The organism is Streptomyces sp. NPDC059524, from assembly GCF_042749255.1.
GTDB classification, from domain to species: domain Bacteria; phylum Actinomycetota; class Actinomycetes; order Streptomycetales; family Streptomycetaceae; genus Streptomyces; species Streptomyces xanthii.
The window spans coordinates 1-16451 of record NZ_JBHYTK010000175.1; the positions used below are offsets into that span (position 1 = coordinate 1).

Genomic DNA, 16451 nt, shown 5'->3' on the forward strand with positions numbered 1-16451 from the left:
CCTGGAAGGCAGCGGCTTCGCCGCGCCTTCCCCCGATGACAGGGACCCGGCGCCTTGATCGGGGAAATGAGCCCGAAGGGCATGCATTTCAGGGGCGCGGGTAACTGCGCGAGAAGCCCCACCGGCCCGCGGCCGCGACACGGCGGCGACGCCCCCCGGGCCATGGGCATCCCGCGAAACGGAGTGCCCCCCGTGGCAGAATCGCGGCAATGAGTACCTACCGTGGCAGCGCCCGCGCGACCGTCCTGCGAACGGTCGGCACGAGGGAACGACGCTCGCACCTGACCGCCCCCCGCGTCCCCACGGTCGGCATCGACATCGGCGGCACCAAGGTGATGGCCGGCGTCGTCGACGCCGACGGCACCATCCTGGAGACGCTGCGCACCGAGACCCCGGACAAGTCGAAGAGCCCGAAGGTCGTCGAGGACACCATCGTCGAGCTCGTCCTGGACCTGTCCGACCGCCACGACGTGCACGCGGTGGGCATCGGCGCCGCGGGCTGGGTCGACGCGGACCGCAACCGCGTCCTGTTCGCCCCGCACCTGTCCTGGCGCAACGAACCCCTGCGCGACCGTCTCTCCGGCCGCCTCTCGGTCCCCGTGCTCGTCGACAACGACGCGAACACCGCCGCCTGGGCGGAGTGGCGCTTCGGCGCGGGGCGCGGCGAGGACCACCTCGTGATGATCACGCTCGGTACGGGCATCGGCGGCGCGATCCTGGAGGACGGCCAGGTCAAGCGCGGCAAGTTCGGCGTCGCCGGCGAGTTCGGCCACATGCAGGTCGTCCCCGGCGGGCACCGCTGCCCGTGCGGCAACCGCGGCTGCTGGGAGCAGTACAGCTCGGGCAACGCGCTGGTCAGGGAGGCCCGCGAGCTGGCCGCCGCCGACTCCCCGGTCGCGTACAACATCATCGAGCGGGTCAAGGGCAACGTCCCGGACATCACGGGCCCGCTCATCACCGAGCTGGCCCGTGAGGGCGACGCCATGTGCGTCGAGCTGCTCCAGGACATCGGCCAGTGGCTCGGCGTCGGCATCGCCAACCTCGCCGCGGCCCTCGATCCGTCCTGCTTCGTCATCGGCGGCGGCGTGTCCGCGGCCGACGACCTGCTGATCGGTCCGGCCCGCGACGCGTTCAAGCGCCAGCTGACCGGCCGCGGCTACCGCCCCGAGGCCCGCATCGCCCGCGCCCAGCTCGGCCCCGAGGCCGGCATGGTCGGCGCCGCCGACCTGGCCCGGCTCGTCGCCCGCCGCTTCCGCCGCGCCAAGCGCCGCCGCGTGGAACGCTACGAGCGATACGAGCGTTACTCCCAGGCCCGCACCGGCGCCGACCAGGGCTGACCGGCCGGCCGACCGAGACCGTAGTGAAGTGACAGGAAACCCAGCGATGACCACGTCCCGCCCGTCCCCGGACCCCGACGCGGAGCCGCCGCGCGAGGCGGAGGCCCGCGGCCATGTGATCCGCCGCCGCGCCCTCACCCTCCTGACCATCGTGCTGCTCATCGGCATCCCCGCCGGCTACCTGGTGATCTCGGCGAACCAGAGCCGGGACAGCGGCAAGGACAAGGAGGAGAAGTACTCCGCGACGGGCCTCACCGTCGGCTGGCCGTCCCGGGTGCAGCGCCGCCTGTACGAGATACCCGTACCGGCGTACTCGCGCAACGTCGCGTACTACGAGACGAACAACTACAAGGTCAGCCGCCTGTACGCGCAGTTCCTCACGAGCAACACGGGACTCGACACGTTCCTGCGCAACGTCGGCTCCGACCCGTCGAAGCTGAAGCGGGACGACGAGGCGATCGGCGCCCGCGACCGGCACGTCGCCGGCTGGGACTTCACCGGTCCCGGCCCCTGGTACGGCCTCACGCACGACCAGAAGAACCCCGCGCCCACGCTCAGCGTGGTCGTGAACCGGTCGAACCCCGACCACCCGATGGTCTTCGTCGTCTCGACGACCCACCCCTGACCGGCGCGCGATGACAGCGGGCGGGGACCGGGACGGAGCCGGGTGGGACCCGGAGCGGCGCCGGCCCGCGCTGCCGCGCGGCCTGCGCCGCCGCCTCGCCCGGCTGCCCGTCGGCCTCTTCCGCGTCGGACTCGGCCCCCTGTTCGGCGGGCGCCTGCTCCTGCTGCACCACAAGGGGCGCGTCTCGGGCCTCGACCGCACCGTCGCCCTGGAGGTCGTCGCGTACGACCCGGCCCGCCGCAGCTGGATCCTCGCCTCCGGGTTCGGGCCCCGCGCCGACTGGTACCGGAACCTGCGCGCCGAACCGCGGACCGTCGTCCAGGTCGGCAACCGCCGCTACGCGGTCACCGCCCGCTTCCTGACCGAGCGCGAGGGCGCCGAGATCATGGCCGAGTACGCGCCGCGCCACCCGCGCACCGCCCGCAGGCTGTGCGCCTTCATGGGCTTCGAGGTCGACGGCAGCGCGGCGGCCTACCGGCGCGCGGGACGCGGCATCCCGTTCGTCCGCCTGGTCGCCGAGCCGGGGCAGCGGCTGCCCTGACCCGGCGCGTGCGGTGTGGGACGCCCCGGGATGGGCAGGCGCGCAGAGGTGGGCCCGCGACCGGACGTCGGCCCCGGGACCGAGGGGGAAGCGTGGTGCCACCGCGACCGGCCGACAGCGCGCACTGGGAGGACGGCGGCGTCCTCGTCGTCGACGTCGCGGGCGAGTTCGACGCCGACCGGGCGGAGCGGCTGTGCGAGCCCCTGCTGCGGATGACCCGGATCGGCCGGCGGCACTTCGTCGTGGACCTCGCCGCGGTCGACGCGGTGCGCTCCGACGGCGCCCTGCGCTTCGCCGAGGCCGCCCTGCGGCTCGGGGCCGCCGGCGCCGTCCTCGCCGTGGTCGCCGGCACCGCCGTGCGCCGCGCCCTGCTCGCCGCCGGCGCGGGACGCGTGAGCGGCGGCCTGCACGCCACCCGCGCCGACGCCCTCGCCGCCTGCCGGTCCCGGGCCGCCGGCGGCCGCGGCCGGCCGACCCCGGACTCGATCGGGTAACGGACCCCGAGCCGCACCGGCCCCACGCCGACCTTTGCATAGGCTAAAGCCGAACTTCTCGGAACAGTGAGGACGGCCGGAGGGCACGGCGGTGGCAGCGAGTCAGCGGGGGTCCGGCCGGGCCCGCCCGGCGCGCGAGCCCTGCCTCGCGGACCGGATGCGCGCGGCCCTGTGGGGCCCCGCGGAGTTCGTCGGTCCGCCCGGCCCCGGCCTGCTCGCGCACGGCCTCGCGGTCGGGGCCGCGGGCACCGGGGCCGTCACGGCGGCGGGCGCGGTCGGCATGTGGGCGGGCCCGCCGGTCCTCGCCCGCGGCGAGGCCGGTCTCGTGGTGGTCGCCGCCCTCGTCGTGTACCTCGCCGTCCTGCGCGCCGGGCGCGCCCTCGTCGGCATCGTCGCCGTGCTCGGCGTGTGCCTGACGCTGACCGTGCCGCAGGCCGCCGCCGGCCTCGCGCTCGCCGAGCGCGGCCGCGTCGAGCAGGCCAGGGTGGCCTCCGTGGAGCGGGTGCCCGGCCACCGCCGTTCCTTCTGCGAACTGGTACCCGAGTCGCCGCACGCCCCGCCCGGCACCCGGATCTGGCGCGGCTGCACCGCCGCCACCGGACCCGGCGACGACCTCACGATCGTGTACGACCCGCGGGGCCGTGCCCCGCTGCGCGGCTCCGCCCAGCCGCACGAGCGCCGGGCGACCGCCCTGCGGCCGGCCGCCCTGGCTCTGGGCGTCGCACTGATGTCCGCGCTCGCCGTCGTACGGTCCTTCCGGCTGACGGCGTCGACCGCGCAAGCTGAGACGCACAGGAAGACGCACCGGAAGACGCACGGGCAGCCGGAGGGCCGGACGCCGGGGGAGTGGCAGCGGGGGACGCAGGGCGGAACACAGGGGGACACCGATGACCGGAAGCGACATGACCGAGAAGGCTGAGCGGGCCGGCGGGTCCCGTGTGCTCTTCGCGCTGCCCTATGGCGTGATGGGCCTGGCCACCGCGGCCGAACTGCTGACCCCGCCCGGCTTCGGCATGCTGCCGCTGCTCTCGCTCGGCCCCGCCTTCGCCGGACTCGTCGGCACCCGGTGGCGCACCGCGTGGATCGGCTCGCTCGCCGGCCTCATGTGCCTGCTCCTGGCCCTGTACGACGGCCAGTTGGGCCGTCGCCGCATCTCCATCGCCCTGGTCTGCGTCGCCGGGGTGACCGCGGCCGGACTCGTCGCGGCGGTGCTGCGCGAGCGCCGCGACGCCGAGCTGGCGAGCGTCCGCTCCATCGCGGAGGTCGCCCAGCGGGTGCTGCTGCGGCCCGTGCCCCGGGTCGCGGGCCCGCTGCGCGTCGCCGTGTCGTACACCTCGGCCGTGGCGCAGGCCCGCATCGGCGGCGACCTGTACGAGGTCGTGGCCGCGCCCGGCGGCACCCGGGTCCTCATCGGCGACGTCCAGGGCAAGGGACTCGAAGCGGTGGAGACGGCGGCGCTGGTCCTCGCCGCGTTCCGCGAGGCCGCGCACGACGATCCGGACCTCGACGGGCTCAGCCGGCGGCTGCGCCGGGCGGTGGAACGGCAGGCCCCTGTTCCCGGAACCGCCCCGGTTCGCGCTGCCGCTCGGCCTCGGCGTGCACGGCGGGGACGAACCGGAGCCGTTCCGCGTCGCGTTCGAGCCCGGCGACCAGATCCTGCTCTACACGGACGGGGTGAGCGAGGCCCGTGACGCGGCGGGCCGCTTCTATCCCCTGGGCGAGCGCACGGAACTGCTCAAGGCGGCCGACCCGGAGGCCGCCCTGGAGGAACTGCGCACCGATCTCGTCCGCCACACCGCGGGCCCCCTCCACGACGACGCGGCGATGCTCCTCCTGCGCCACCGGGACGCGGGCCCGGACCCCCGGCCGGCCGGCGACGCAGGATAGAAAGGTCCCATGCCCAGGAAACCGGCTCCGGCGGAGCACGACCCCAGCCCGGAGCACCCCGGACGCCCGGAGCGCGCGGCCGAGGCCGGCCCGGAGCGGGGCGCCGGTCCGGCGCCGGCCGGGGCCGGGCTCGACGACGTGGACGCCGTGACACGCGCCGTGCTGACGGCGTCGCGGGTGCTCGTCGCGCTCTCCGCCCGTTCCCTCGCCGAGGTCGAGGACGGGGTGACACTCCCTCAGTTCCGCATGCTGGTCGTCCTGTCGACGCGCGGGGCGACCAAACTCGTCGCGCTCGCCGACCTGTTGGGGGTCGCGCCGTCGACCGCCATGCGCATGGTCGACCGGCTCATCGCGGCCGGGCTCGCCGACCGCCGGATCAACCCGGACAACCGCCGCGAGACCATCCTCCAGCTCACCGACGAGGGCCGGCGCACGGTCGAGGACGTCACCGCGCGCCGCCGACGGGAGATCGCGGCGATCGTCCAGCGCCTGGCCCCCGAGCGGCGCACCGCGCTCATCGACGCGCTGACCGCGTTCAACGAGGCGGTCGGCGAACCCCCGGTGCCGCTCGCCGGCGACGCGGCCGGACCGCCGCATCCGCTCGGCTGGGGCGAGCCCGGGACGGGCTGAGCCCGGGGCCCGGCGCGCCTGAACCATCGCCCCTCGCGCAGCGTCTCAGCATGTGGCCTCTACGATCGCCCGCGGGGGCCACGACGTCAGTCCAGGAGAGGAACCTTTCATGCGTGCTCGGAGTATCGGTGCGGCGGCGGTCACGGCAGTGGCCCTGGTGGCGGCCCGGGACCTCGTCCAGAAGAAGCACGCGCTGCTGAGGAACTTCCCCGTCATCGGGCACGCCCGGTACCTGCTGGAGACGATCGGCCCCGAGCTGCGGCAGTACGTCGTGACCTCCAACGAGGAGGAGCGCCCCTTCAGCCGCGACCAGCGCACCTGGATCTACGCGTCGGCGAAGGAGGAGAACAACTACTTCGGCTTCGGCACCGACGTCGACGTCGAGCACATCCAGGGGCACGCGTACGTGAAGCAGCGCACGTTCGCCGGGCCGCTGCCCGATCTGCACGACCCGCAGGCCCCGCTGCCCTCGGCCAAGGTCCTGGGCGGCCCGCGCGGCCGCGCCAAGGCGTTCCGCCCCGCGAGCGTCGTGAACATCTCCGCGATGAGCTTCGGCTCGCTCTCCGGCGCCGCCATCACCGCGCTCAACAAGGGCGCGGCGCTCGCCGGCACGATGCAGAACACGGGCGAGGGCGGCCTGTCCCCGTACCACCGCAACGGCGGCGACCTGATCCTCCAGATCGGCACCTCGTACTTCGGCTGCCGCGACGAGAACGGCATGTTCGACCTCGACAAGCTCAAGGAGGTCGTCGCCGGAGCGCCCGTCAAGGCCATCGAGATCAAGCTGTCGCAGGGCGCCAAGCCGGGCCTGGGCGGCATGCTCCCCGGCGCGAAGGTCACCCCCGAGATCGCGGCCATACGCGGTATCCCGGCCGGCAAGGACTGCGCGTCCCCCTCCCGGCACACCGCGTTCCACGACGTCGACTCGATGCTCGACTTCGTGGAGCGGATCGCGGACGCGACCGGTCTGCCGGTCGGCATCAAGAGCGCGGTCGGCGAGATGGACTTCTGGCAGGAGCTCGCCACGCTGATGTCGCGCGGCGACCGCGGCGTCGACTTCGTCACGATCGACGGCGGCGAGGGCGGCACCGGCGCCGCCCCGCTCATCTTCACCGACTCGGTGTCGCTGCCCTTCCGCATGGGCTTCTCCCGCGTCTACAGCACCTTCGCCGAGCGCGGCCTGACCGACTCCGTCACCTTCATCGGCTCCGGCAAGCTCGGCCTGCCCGAGAACGCCGCCGTCGCCTTCGCCCTCGGCGTCGACATGATCAACGTAGGGCGCGAGGCGATGCTGTCCATCGGCTGCATCCAGGCCCAGAAGTGCCACACCGACAAGTGCCCCACCGGCATCGCCACCCAGGACCCCTGGCTGGTGCGCGGCGTCGACCCCGCCTCGAAGTCCACCCGGGCCGCCGTCTACCTGCGCACCCTGCGCAAGGAACTCCTGAAGGTCTCGGGCGCCGTCGGCGTCGCCCACCCGGCGCTCATCACCGCCACCGACATCGAGATCATGAACGGCGACTACGACGCCCGCACCCTCGCGAGCGTCTACGGCTACAAGGACGGCTGGGGCGAACTCGGCGAGGACCTCGCCCGCGAGATCACCACGCTGCTCACCGGGCAGGAGAAGTAGGACCGCCGGACCTCTCGCCGCCTGGACCTCGACCACGTCGGAGTCCAGGCGCTCGCCGAGGACGGGGCCGTCGTGACGGCGGTCGAGCTGTGGTGGCCGGGGGAGGGCCGGGTCTCCACCAGCCTGCCGCGCCATGTCACCCCGGTCCTGGTCGGCGCCGAGGAGCACTACGCCTGACGGAGCCGCTCCGGGCCAAGTGGCCACGGTCCGCGCACAGTTGACCCGCCCTCAAGGCGGATGGAGCCGCGCTCCCTCCCCGGCCCGCTCCGTGTCCCCCTCCTCCGCCTCCCCCGGACGGACCGTCAGCGAACGGGATGCCGGGCCGGGCGTTCGGGGGACGGCCCGTGGGCAGTCGTGTCGCCGCCGATCGGGTTGTCCAGCGCGACGCGCCGCAGAGCGCGTACGACTTCTCACACGCCGTTAAATGCCTGCTCAGGGCGGGTGGCTGGGCCGGGCCGGGCCAGGGCCGGAATCCGGCGCAAGGCCCCGGCAGGGTGATCCGGGCGGACGGCTCGAGTGGTGCGCGGGTCGGGACTGGCCGACGGTGATCACGCCGGGGCTGGTCACACAGCTGACATGAGGTCAGCGGCCTGGCCACGGCGGAAGGAAACCGACGATGCGTTCTGCCCGCATTCTCCTCGCCACCGCGACGGCCACGGCCGCGCTCGCCATCGCCGCGCCCGGCGCCTTCGCCGCCTCCGGGGGCGACTGGAACAACAACGACGACTCTTCCTACAGCAAGGAGCACGACAAGGACAGCGACCACGGCAAGCCGCACGGCGGGATGCACACCGGTGGCGGCGCGCTGACGGCGGTCCAGGGTGACGACTGGCAGAAGGACAAGGAGAAGGGCGGCTCCGACTCCGGCGGCGACGAGCGCAAGGACTGGGGCGGCGGCGAGGAGCACGGCAAGCCGAGCGGCGGGATGCACACCGGCGGCGGCGCGCTGACGGCGGACAAGCCCGACGACTGGACCAAGGACAAGGAGAAGTACGACCCCGAGACGTACAAGAACGACAGCGGCAACGAGTCCTGGGGCGGCTCCGACCACGAGAAGCCGACCGGCGGCATGCACACCGGTGGCGGCGGGCTCGCGAACCCGGGTGTCACGGCCGGCGGCCTGGCGGTCCTCGGTGTCGCCGCGGCCGGACTGTACGCGATGCGCCGCAAGAGCGCGTCCGACCTGTCCTGACCGGTGCCTGTCATAGCGGCCGGGGCCGCCGCCTGAACCTCGCGCGGCGGCCCGGCTGGCCCCTCCCGCATCTCCGCCCGGCCGTTCCGGGCCGGTTCCTCCCGCTCTTCCGTACTTCCTTATCGCTTGTTCTCGAGGTGGTCTCTGATGGCAGCCCGGTCGCCTTCCCCCGCTGAAACCGATCCCGCGCCGCCCGGGCAGCGGTCCCGTCCCGGCGTCTGGGTCGCCTGGGCCCTCGGCCTCCTCGTCCTCGGGACGAGCCTGTTCGGCGGGCACGACGAACCGTCCGCGCCCTCGGGCACGACCGGCTCCTCCGCGACGCACGCACCGGCCTCGGCGGCCCCGCGCGCCACCGGCAAACACCTGCCGCGGGCCCGGCCGAAGCGGCTCCTCATCCCGAAGATCGGCGTCGACGCCCCCTTCACCGGCCTCGCCATCGGCCCCACGGGCCAGCTCGAACCGCCGCCCGCCGACGACACGAACCTGGTCGGCTGGCAGGCCGACGGAGTGTCACCGGGCGAGGTGGGCACGGCGATCATCGCCGGGCACGTCGACACGAAGACGTCCCCCGCGGTGTTCGCGAGCCTCAGCGACCTGAAGAAGGGCGACCGGTTCACCGTGAAGCGGTCCGACCGGCGGACCGCCTCCTTCGTCGTGGACAGCGTCGAGACCTTCGCGAAGGACGACTTCCCCGACAAGCGCGTGTACGCGGACACCCCGCAGGCCCAGGTCCGGCTGATCACCTGCGCCGGTGACTACGACCGCTCGGTGCGGGACTACACCGACAACCTCGTCGTCTTCGCCCACCTCGTGTGAGCCGGACGGACCCTCAGGTGCGGGCCAGGACCGCGGTGAGCGCCTCCCGAAGCGCCGGCTCCGGGTCCGCCACCGGCCCTTCGGACCGCCACGCGACGAATCCGTCCGGACGGACCAGTACCGCGCCGCCCCCGCCGACGCCGTGCGCCTCGGCCCAGTCCGTGTCGGACGCGGGCGTCAGCTCGGCCGCGGGACCGGTGCCGATGCGGTACGCGTCGAGGGGGACGCACAGCTCCGCCGCGAGGCGCCGCGCCGCCGCGTGCCAGCCGGCGTCGGTCCCGTCGCCGCTGTCCTGCGAGCTGAGGAGCACCAGCGAGCGCTCGTACAGGTCGAGGGTGGAGATCCGGTTCCCGGCGCGGTTCAGCCACAGGTGCGGGGCGCGGGTTCCGGGCTCGCCCGCCAGCCGTACGCCGTCGGGCACGACCGGGGCCGCCGGGTCGGTGCCGAGGACCGCGCCGCGCGGATAGCGGTAGGCGAGCGCCACGTTGAGGATCCCGCCCTTCCTGCCACCGGGACCGCCACCAGGGCCGCCAGGGCCACCCGGGCCGCCGGGGCCGCCGCCGGGCGCACCGCCGGGGCCGCCCGCACCGCCGGCTTCCGGGCCGGGCGTGTAGCCGGGGTGGCTGTGCTCGACCGAGCGCGAGGACGCCCGCGCGCTCGTCGCCTCCGCGACCGGCCGGCGCTCCGCGTCGTACGTCTCCAGCAGGCCGGGCCCGGCCCAGCCGCCCAGTACGGCGGCCAGCTTCCACGCGAGGTTGTGCGCGTCCTGGATGCCGGTGTTGGAGCCGAACGCCCCGGTGGGCGACATCTCGTGGGCCGAGTCCCCGGCGAGGAACACCCGGCGCTCCCCGTACCGTTCGGCGACCCGCTCGGCCGCGTGCCACGCGGCCCTGCCGGTGATTTCCACATCGAGGTCCGGCACCCCGACGGCCCGCCGGATGTGCGCGACGCACCGCTCGTCGGTGAACTCCTCCAGCGTTTCGCCGTGTTCGGGGTGCCAGGGCGCGTGGAAGACCCAGTGCTCGCGGTTGTCGACGGGCAGCAGCGCGCCGTCCGCCTCCGGGTCGGTGAGGTAGCACACGATGAAGCGCCTCTCGCCCACGACATCGGCGAGAGCGCGCGAGGTGAACGTGACGCTCACGTTGTGGAACAGGTCGCCCGGGCCGCTCTGCCCGATGCCGAGGTGCTCACGGACCGGGCTGCGCGGCCCGTCCGCCGCGACCAGGTAGTCCGCGCGGACGGTCGTGTGCTCGCCGGTGTCCCGCGTCTTGAGCCGCGCGGTCACCCCCTCGGCGTCCTGCTCGAACGACATCAGCTCCGTGCCGTAGCGCAGGTCGCCGCCCAGCTCCCGGGCGCTGTCGAGCAGCACCGGCTCCAGGTCGTTCTGGCTGCACAGGCACCAGCCGCTCGGGCTGAAGCGGGCGAGCCCGCCCCCGGGGTCGATCTCCTTGAACAGCCACTCGCCGGCGTCCCCCACCAGCGTCGGGGTCTGGAGGATGCCGTGGTTGCCGGCCAGGACCGACGCCGCCTCCTCGATGCGCCGCTGCACCCCGGCCACCCGGAACAGCTCCATCGTGCGCACGTTGTTGCCGCGCCCGCGCGGGTGGATCGACGTGCCCGAATGGCGCTCGACGAGCATGTGCGGGACGCCGAGACGCCCCAGGAACAGCGAGGTCGACAGGCCCACGAGGGAGCCGCCGACGATGAGGACGGATGTGTGCTGCACGGCCTCGGGGGCCTCGTGCGAACGGGTCATGTGACTGCCTCCAGCGTCACCTGCGACGTGAGTGAGGGATTTCGCCCACATTGCACGCCGCGCTGTACCACTTCGCGCGTCGGAAGCACCTACCGGGCACCTATTTCACCCGACCGGACCGTGCGGTTCGCGCGACGCCGGGACCCGCGTCGACGATCGGCACATGGCGACCGCGCTGTCCCGGACGCGCCGGCCGCACCAGACCCTCGACGAGGAGTCGCACCAGACCCTCGACCGGGCGTCGCACCAGACCCTCCACGGCAAAGAGAGAGGCGTGCCGGTATGTCCATCTCAGGACGCATATCGCAGTCGGCGTTCGACGGTTCCAGGCTGCGGGTGATCCTCCTGCTCGACCTGTACGAAGGGGCCCAGCAGCAGTTCCTCGACGCGTACGAGCACATGCGCAACCAGGTCGCGTCGGTGCCCGGTCACCTCAGCGACCAGCTGTGCCAGTCGATCGAGAACCCCTCGCAGTGGCTCATCACCAGCGAGTGGGAGAGCGCGCCGCCGTTCCTCGCCTGGGTGAACAGCGAGGAGCACGTCGAGACCGTCCGCCCGATGCACAACTGCGTCCGGGACACCCGCTCGATGCGCTACAGCATCCTGCGCGAGACCACCCCCGCCGGGCCGACCACCCCCGAACCGGCGGCGGCGACCACGCAGGCGGTGGCCCGGGTCGGCGACGGCGCGGCGCGCCACGCCCTCACGTTCACCGTCAAGCCGGGCTCCGAGTCCAAGGTCGCGGAGATCCTCGCCGCGTACCGGTCGCCCCAGGCCCAGGTCGACGACACCACACGGCTGCGCCGCACCTCGCTGTTCATGCACGGCAACCGCGTCGTGCGCGCCGTGGAGGTCGAGGGCGACCTCCTCGCGGCGCTGCGCCACGTGGCCCGCCAGCCGGAGATCCGGGCCGTCGAGGAGGCCGTCAACCCGTACCTGGAGCAGGACCGCGACCTGACCGACCCCGAGTCGGCGCGCGTCTTCTTCACCCGGGCCGCGCTCCCCGCCGTCCACCACGTCGTGTCCGACCGCCCGGCCCCCGAGGGCCTGAGCCGGCACGCGCTGCACTACCCGGCCAAGGAAGGCCGCGGGATGGACCTGGCCCGGCTGCTCGCCCTCCAGGACGCGGCCGCGGCCGACGACCCGCACAGCCCCGTGTACGCGTCGACGGTGTTCCAGCGCGACGACATCGTGGTGCGCCTCATCGACATCACGGGCGAGCTCGACGCGGACCCCGTCGCGTCCGTCGGGCTCAAGGGCCTGGAGCGGGACGGAGAGGCCGAGCGCCTCATCGACCTCGCCGCGATCGGCGTGGAGGGCTCCCTGCACACGGAGCGCAACATCAACCGGCTCCTGTCGCACATCGACATGACGCCGGTCACCGACCGCAGCTCGGCCGACTCCTGACACACCGCCGCCGGCGTCCGCGGGCCGGGCCCGCCACGCCACCACTCACCCGGAGGTATCACGCATGATCAAGCATCCACGCATCGTGGACCTGAGCGAGACCGAGCCCAACCGCCGGCGCGGAGGTGACCTGCGGGCCATGCTCACGCCCGCCACGGTCGGCTCCACCAGCGGCTTCATGGGCCTCGCCCTGATCCAGCCCGGAGAGCGCATCGGCGAGCACTACCACCCGTACTCCGAGGAGTTCGTGTACGTCGTGCAGGGCGCCCTCGAGGTCGACCTGGACGGCGAGACGCACGAGCTGCGCCCCGACCAGGGGCTGCTCATCCCGATCGACGTGCGGCACCGCTTCCGCAACGTCGGCGACGTGGAGGCCCGCATGGTCTTCCACCTCGGCCCGCTCGCCCCGGAGCCGCGCCTCGGACACGTCGACACCGAGGAGCCCGAGCCAAGTGAGGTCATAAGGTGACCCGGCGGGTGGCGGTCACCGGCGTCGGCGTGGTGGCGCCCGGGGGAATCGGCGCCACGGCGTTCTGGGACCTGCTCTCCAACGGCCGGACGGCGACCCGCGGCATCACGCTGTTCGACCCGGCGGGCCTGCGCTCGCGGATCGCCGCCGAGTGCGACTGGGACCCGGACGCCCACGGCCTGCCCCTCGACGTGCGCGACCACACGGACCGGTACATCCAGTTCGCGGTCGCCGCCGCCGGCGAGGCCGTACGCGACTCCGGACTCGACACCGGCCGCGAGGACCCCTGGCGGATCGGAGTCTCCCTCGGCAGCGCCATCGGCGGGACCACCCGCCTGGAGCACGACTACGTCCTCGTCAGCGAGCGCGGCAAGCGCTGGGACGTGGACCACCGCGCGGCCGAACCCCAGCTCCACCGGGCCTTCTCGCCGAGCACGCTCGCCGCGGTCGTCGCCGAACAGTTCGGCGCCCAGGGCCCCGTGCAGACCGTCTCCACCGGATGCACCTCCGGGCTCGACGCGGTGGGCTACGCCTTCCACACCGTCCAGGAGGGCCGGGCCGACGTCTGCATCGCGGGCGCCTCCGACTCCCCGGTCTCACCCATCACGATGGCGTGCTTCGACGCCATCCGGGCGACCTCGCCGAACAACGACGACCCCGAGCACGCCTCCAGACCCTTCGACGCGGACCGCAACGGCTTCGTCATGGGGGAGGGAGCGGCGGTCCTCGTCCTGGAGGAGGCCGGGCACGCCCGCGCGCGCGGCGCCCACGTGTACTGCGAGATCAGCGGCTACGCCACGTACGGCAACGCGTACCACATGACCGGTCTGACCAGCGAGGGCCGGGAGATGGCCCGGGCGATCGACACCGCCCTCGGCCAGGCCCGGCTCGACCCCACGCTGATCGACTACGTCAACGCCCACGGCTCCGGCACCCGGCAGAACGACCGGCACGAGACGGCCGCCGTCAAGCTGTCGCTGGGCGCCCACGCCTACGACACCCCGATGAGCTCCATCAAATCCATGGTGGGCCACTCCCTGGGCGCGATCGGCGCGATCGAGGTGGCCGCCTGCGTCCTCGCGCTCCAGCACCAGGTGGTGCCGCCCACCGCGAACTACGAGACGCCCGACCCCGAGTGCGACCTGGACTACGTACCGCGCACCGCCCGCCCCCGGAAGCTGAGGAACGTGCTCTCCGTCGGCAGCGGATTCGGCGGCTTCCAGTCCGCGGTGCTCCTGGCCGGGCCAGGCGGGAGGACACGATGAGCGGTCGACGCGCCCGGCGCGCGGTCATCACCGGCACCGGTGTGATCGCCCCCAACGGACTGCACGCGGACGCCTACTGGAAATCCGTCCGGGAGGGCCTGTTCGTCCTGGACCGGATCACCCGCGAGGGCTGCGGGAACCTGCCGCTGCGCGTCGGCGGCGAGGTCCGCAGCTTCGACGCCGAGGACCACATCGAGGAGCCGTTCCTGGTCCAGACGGACCGGTTCAGCCACTTCGCCATGGCCGCGGCGGCCCAGGCCCTCGACGACGCGGGCCTCGGGCGCGGGGCGCCCGACGACCCGTACTCCATCGGCGTGTTCACCGCCGCCGGGTCCGGCGGCGGCGAGTTCGGCCAGCGCGAACTGCAGAAACTGTGGGGCCAGGGCTCCAAGTTCGTCGGCCCCTACCAGTCCATCGCCTGGTTCTACGCGGCCAGCACCGGCCAGATCTCCATCTGGAGCGGCTTCAAGGGACCGTGCGGAGTCGTCGCCAGCGACGAGGCCGGCGGCCTGGACGCCGTCGCACACGCGGCCCGCGCCGTGCGGCGCGGCACCGAGGCCCTGGTCGTCGGCGCCACGGAGGCCCCGCTCGCCCCGTACTCGATGGTGTGCCAGCTCGGCTACCCCGAGCTCAGCACCGCCGAGGAACCCGAACGCGCCTATCTGCCCTTCACCACGGCGGCCCGCGGGTTCGCGCCCGCCGAGGGCGGCGCCGTCCTCGTCGTGGAGGAGGAGAACCGAGCCCGCGAGCGCGAAGCGCCGCTGCGCGCCGTCGTCGCCGGACACGCCGCCACCTTCACGGGCGCGTCCCGGTGGGAGCGCTCCAGAGAAGGCCTCGCGCGGGCGATCCGCGGCGCCCTCGACGAGGCCGGCTGCGCCCCCGAGGAGATCGACGTCGTGTTCGCCGACGCCCTCGGCGTCCCGGAGGCCGACCGCGCCGAGGCCCTGGCCCTCGCCGACGCCCTGGGCGCCCACGGCACCCGCGTCCCCGTCACGGCCCCCAAGAGCGGCATGGGGCGCGCCTACTGCGCGGCGTCCGTGCTGGACGTGGCGGCCGCCGTGTACGCCATGGAGCACGGCCAGATTCCCCCCACGCCCAACGTGTTCGACATCTGCCACGACCTGGATCTGGTGATGTCCCGCGCTCGCCCCGCCGAGCTGCGCACGGCCCTGGTCCTCAGCCGGGGACTCATGGGCTCCAACGCGGCGCTCGTAGTGCGCCGCTGCGACGGATCCGCCCGATAGCACCGGGCGGGAAGGAGAACACCCGCATGATCACCACCGAAGTCACCTACGAGGAACTGGCCGGCCTGATGAAGAAGGCCGCCGGCATCACCGTCGACCCCCAGGAACTCGCGCAGGACCCCGACGCCCCCTTCGACGCGCGCGGCATCGACTCGCTCGGCCTCCTCGGCATCGTCGGCGAGATCGAGAACCGGTACGGCCGGTCGCTGCCCCCCGACTCGGAGCGCTGCAAGACACCCCGAGCGTTCCTCGACCTGGTCAACAACGCCCTCAAGGCTGGAGCCTGACATGGCACGCACCGAGAACAGCATCACCATCGACGCCCCCCTCGACCTCGTCTGGGAGATCACCAACGACATCGAGAACTGGCCGCGGCTCTTCAGCGAGTACGCGTCCCTCGACGTCCTCTCCCGCGACGGCGACACGACGACGTTCCGGCTGACCATGCACCCGGACGACAACGGGAAGGTGTGGAGCTGGGTCTCGGAGCGGACCGTGAACCGCGCCGAGCGGACCGTGCGCGCCCGCCGCGTCGAGACCGGCCCCTTCGCCCACATGAACATCCGGTGGGACTACGCGCAGACCCCGGAGGGCACCCGCATGGACTGGGTGCAGGACTTCGCGATGAAGCCCGAGGCCCCCGTCGACGACTCCTGGATGACGGACAACATCAACCGGAACTCCGCCACGCAGATGGCCCTCATCCGCGACAAGATCGAGAAGGCCGCGCGGGAGCGGCAGAAGGCGCCCGCGACGCCGCGCTGACGGCCCGGCGAGGAAGGAAACCCGATGCACCACTCCCTGATCGTCGCCCGCATGGCGCCCGGCTCGGCGCCCGCGATCTCCGACGTGTTCGCCGCCTCCGACAGCGGTGAACTCCCGCACCTCATCGGTGTCGACCGGCGCAGCCTGTTCCAGTTCGGCGACGTGTACCTGCACCTCATCGAGTCCGAGCGGGACCCCTCGCCCGCCATCGCGAAGATGGCCGGGCACCCCGAGTTCCGCAGCGTCAGCGAGCAGCTGTCGGCGTACGTCAGCGCGTACGACCCGACGACCTGGCGCAGCCCCGAGGACGCCATGGCGCACTGCTTCTACCGCTGGGAGCGGGGCGCCCCGTCCTGACCGGGCGCCCGGGAACGACACGAGGCCGCCGGC

17 protein-coding genes and 1 pseudogene are annotated in these 16451 nt (G+C 73.6%); 17 read left to right on the plus strand and 1 reads right to left on the minus strand.

The window, feature by feature from the left end; genetic code table 11:
* Window positions 1-209 precede the first annotated feature (209 nt).
* The 10 genes and pseudogenes from ACFW9D_RS33130 to ACFW9D_RS33175 all read left to right on the plus strand — a co-directional run bounded on the left by ACFW9D_RS33130 (window position 210) and on the right by ACFW9D_RS33175 (window position 9155).
* Window positions 210-1337: an ROK family glucokinase gene (locus tag ACFW9D_RS33130; protein WP_188336116.1), complete on the plus strand. Its 1128-nt coding sequence runs from the start codon at window positions 210-212 to the stop codon at window positions 1335-1337.
* Between the two features lie 46 nt (window positions 1338-1383).
* A complete protein-coding gene (locus ACFW9D_RS33135) occupies window positions 1384-1962 on the plus strand; it encodes a sugar kinase (protein WP_188336115.1) in 579 nt (192 codons plus the stop codon).
* 10 nt (window positions 1963-1972) lie between these two features.
* Window positions 1973-2503, plus strand: a complete 531-nt coding sequence (locus ACFW9D_RS33140; RefSeq protein WP_384628203.1) for a nitroreductase family deazaflavin-dependent oxidoreductase — start codon at window positions 1973-1975, stop codon at window positions 2501-2503.
* Between the two features lie 92 nt (window positions 2504-2595).
* Complete coding sequence (locus tag ACFW9D_RS33145) at window positions 2596-2997, plus strand: STAS domain-containing protein (protein WP_188336113.1); 402 nt, start codon at window positions 2596-2598, stop codon at window positions 2995-2997.
* Window positions 2998-3088: 91 nt separating this feature from the next.
* On the plus strand, window positions 3089-3916 hold the full coding sequence (locus ACFW9D_RS33150) for a hypothetical protein (RefSeq protein ID WP_384628206.1): 828 nt from the start codon (window positions 3089-3091) through the stop codon (window positions 3914-3916).
* Window positions 3900-4884, plus strand: a pseudogene (locus ACFW9D_RS33155) (PP2C family protein-serine/threonine phosphatase). The gene ACFW9D_RS33150 and the pseudogene ACFW9D_RS33155 overlap by 17 nt, the downstream one beginning before the upstream one ends.
* Window positions 4885-4893: 9 nt before the next feature.
* On the plus strand, window positions 4894-5514 hold the full coding sequence (locus ACFW9D_RS33160) for a MarR family winged helix-turn-helix transcriptional regulator (protein ID WP_384628208.1): 621 nt from the start codon (window positions 4894-4896) through the stop codon (window positions 5512-5514).
* 109 nt (window positions 5515-5623) lie between these two features.
* Window positions 5624-7147 (plus strand): FMN-binding glutamate synthase family protein, encoded by a 1524-nt coding sequence (locus ACFW9D_RS33165; protein WP_188336109.1) that lies wholly within the window; start codon window positions 5624-5626, stop codon window positions 7145-7147.
* 616 nt (window positions 7148-7763) lie between these two features.
* Window positions 7764-8339 carry an HIG1 domain-containing protein gene (locus ACFW9D_RS33170; RefSeq protein WP_188336107.1) on the plus strand — a complete coding sequence of 192 codons (576 nt, stop codon included), beginning with the start codon at window positions 7764-7766 and terminating at the stop codon, window positions 8337-8339.
* A 147-nt stretch (window positions 8340-8486) separates the two neighbouring features.
* On the plus strand, window positions 8487-9155 hold the full coding sequence (locus ACFW9D_RS33175) for a class F sortase (RefSeq protein ID WP_384628212.1): 669 nt from the start codon (window positions 8487-8489) through the stop codon (window positions 9153-9155).
* Between the two features lie 13 nt (window positions 9156-9168).
* Here ACFW9D_RS33175 and ACFW9D_RS33180 read toward each other — a convergent pair whose 3' ends face one another.
* Complete coding sequence (locus ACFW9D_RS33180) at window positions 9169-10911, minus strand: FAD-dependent oxidoreductase (RefSeq protein ID WP_384628214.1); 1743 nt, start codon at window positions 10909-10911, stop codon at window positions 9169-9171.
* 282 nt (window positions 10912-11193) lie between these two features.
* Between ACFW9D_RS33180 and ACFW9D_RS33185 the strand changes: the two genes are divergently transcribed.
* The 7 genes from ACFW9D_RS33185 (at window position 11194) to ACFW9D_RS33215 (ending at window position 16418) form a co-directional block, all read left to right on the plus strand.
* Window positions 11194-12318, plus strand: coding sequence for a SchA/CurD-like domain-containing protein (locus ACFW9D_RS33185; protein ID WP_188336104.1), 1125 nt, complete (start codon window positions 11194-11196; stop codon window positions 12316-12318).
* A 64-nt stretch (window positions 12319-12382) separates the two neighbouring features.
* The gene (locus ACFW9D_RS33190; RefSeq protein ID WP_188336103.1) at window positions 12383-12787 is read left to right on the plus strand and encodes a cupin domain-containing protein; all 405 of its coding nucleotides are present in this window, start codon (window positions 12383-12385) and stop codon (window positions 12785-12787) included.
* Window positions 12784-14052, plus strand: coding sequence for a beta-ketoacyl synthase (locus ACFW9D_RS33195; protein WP_188336102.1), 1269 nt, complete (start codon window positions 12784-12786; stop codon window positions 14050-14052). Before ACFW9D_RS33190 ends, ACFW9D_RS33195 begins: the two co-directional genes overlap by 4 nt.
* Window positions 14049-15296: a beta-ketoacyl synthase N-terminal-like domain-containing protein gene (locus ACFW9D_RS33200; protein ID WP_384628218.1), complete on the plus strand. Its 1248-nt coding sequence runs from the start codon at window positions 14049-14051 to the stop codon at window positions 15294-15296. Before ACFW9D_RS33195 ends, ACFW9D_RS33200 begins: the two co-directional genes overlap by 4 nt.
* 26 nt (window positions 15297-15322) lie before the next feature.
* The gene (locus ACFW9D_RS33205) at window positions 15323-15583 is read left to right on the plus strand and encodes an acyl carrier protein (RefSeq protein WP_188336100.1); all 261 of its coding nucleotides are present in this window, start codon (window positions 15323-15325) and stop codon (window positions 15581-15583) included.
* A gap of 1 nt (window position 15584) precedes the next feature.
* Entirely contained in the window at window positions 15585-16061 is a 477-nt protein-coding gene (locus ACFW9D_RS33210) for an SRPBCC family protein (RefSeq protein WP_188336099.1), read from the plus strand.
* A gap of 24 nt (window positions 16062-16085) precedes the next feature.
* Complete coding sequence (locus ACFW9D_RS33215; RefSeq protein WP_384628222.1) at window positions 16086-16418, plus strand: TcmI family type II polyketide cyclase; 333 nt, start codon at window positions 16086-16088, stop codon at window positions 16416-16418.
* Window positions 16419-16451: the final 33 nt, after the last annotated feature.

Excerpts from the sequence above, each read along its gene's own strand:
- ACFW9D_RS33185 (WP_188336104.1), top strand. The coding sequence starts at position 11,194 with ATGTCCATCTCAGGACGCATATCGCAGTCGGCGTTCGACGGTTCCAGG.
- ACFW9D_RS33160 (WP_384628208.1), top strand. The coding sequence starts at position 4,894 with ATGCCCAGGAAACCGGCTCCGGCGGAGCACGACCCCAGCCCGGAGCAC.
- ACFW9D_RS33180 (WP_384628214.1), bottom strand. The coding sequence starts at position 10,911 with ATGACCCGTTCGCACGAGGCCCCCGAGGCCGTGCAGCACACATCCGTC.
- ACFW9D_RS33165 (WP_188336109.1), top strand. The coding sequence starts at position 5,624 with ATGCGTGCTCGGAGTATCGGTGCGGCGGCGGTCACGGCAGTGGCCCTG.
- ACFW9D_RS33190 (WP_188336103.1), top strand. The coding sequence starts at position 12,383 with ATGATCAAGCATCCACGCATCGTGGACCTGAGCGAGACCGAGCCCAAC.
- ACFW9D_RS33200 (WP_384628218.1), top strand. The coding sequence starts at position 14,049 with ATGAGCGGTCGACGCGCCCGGCGCGCGGTCATCACCGGCACCGGTGTG.
- ACFW9D_RS33130 (WP_188336116.1), top strand. The coding sequence starts at position 210 with ATGAGTACCTACCGTGGCAGCGCCCGCGCGACCGTCCTGCGAACGGTC.
- ACFW9D_RS33210 (WP_188336099.1), top strand. The coding sequence starts at position 15,585 with ATGGCACGCACCGAGAACAGCATCACCATCGACGCCCCCCTCGACCTC.
- ACFW9D_RS33135 (WP_188336115.1), top strand. The coding sequence starts at position 1,384 with ATGACCACGTCCCGCCCGTCCCCGGACCCCGACGCGGAGCCGCCGCGC.
- ACFW9D_RS33215 (WP_384628222.1), top strand. The coding sequence starts at position 16,086 with ATGCACCACTCCCTGATCGTCGCCCGCATGGCGCCCGGCTCGGCGCCC.
- ACFW9D_RS33170 (WP_188336107.1), top strand. The coding sequence starts at position 7,764 with ATGCGTTCTGCCCGCATTCTCCTCGCCACCGCGACGGCCACGGCCGCG.
- ACFW9D_RS33140 (WP_384628203.1), top strand. The coding sequence starts at position 1,973 with ATGACAGCGGGCGGGGACCGGGACGGAGCCGGGTGGGACCCGGAGCGG.
- ACFW9D_RS33205 (WP_188336100.1), top strand. The coding sequence starts at position 15,323 with ATGATCACCACCGAAGTCACCTACGAGGAACTGGCCGGCCTGATGAAG.
- ACFW9D_RS33175 (WP_384628212.1), top strand. The coding sequence starts at position 8,487 with ATGGCAGCCCGGTCGCCTTCCCCCGCTGAAACCGATCCCGCGCCGCCC.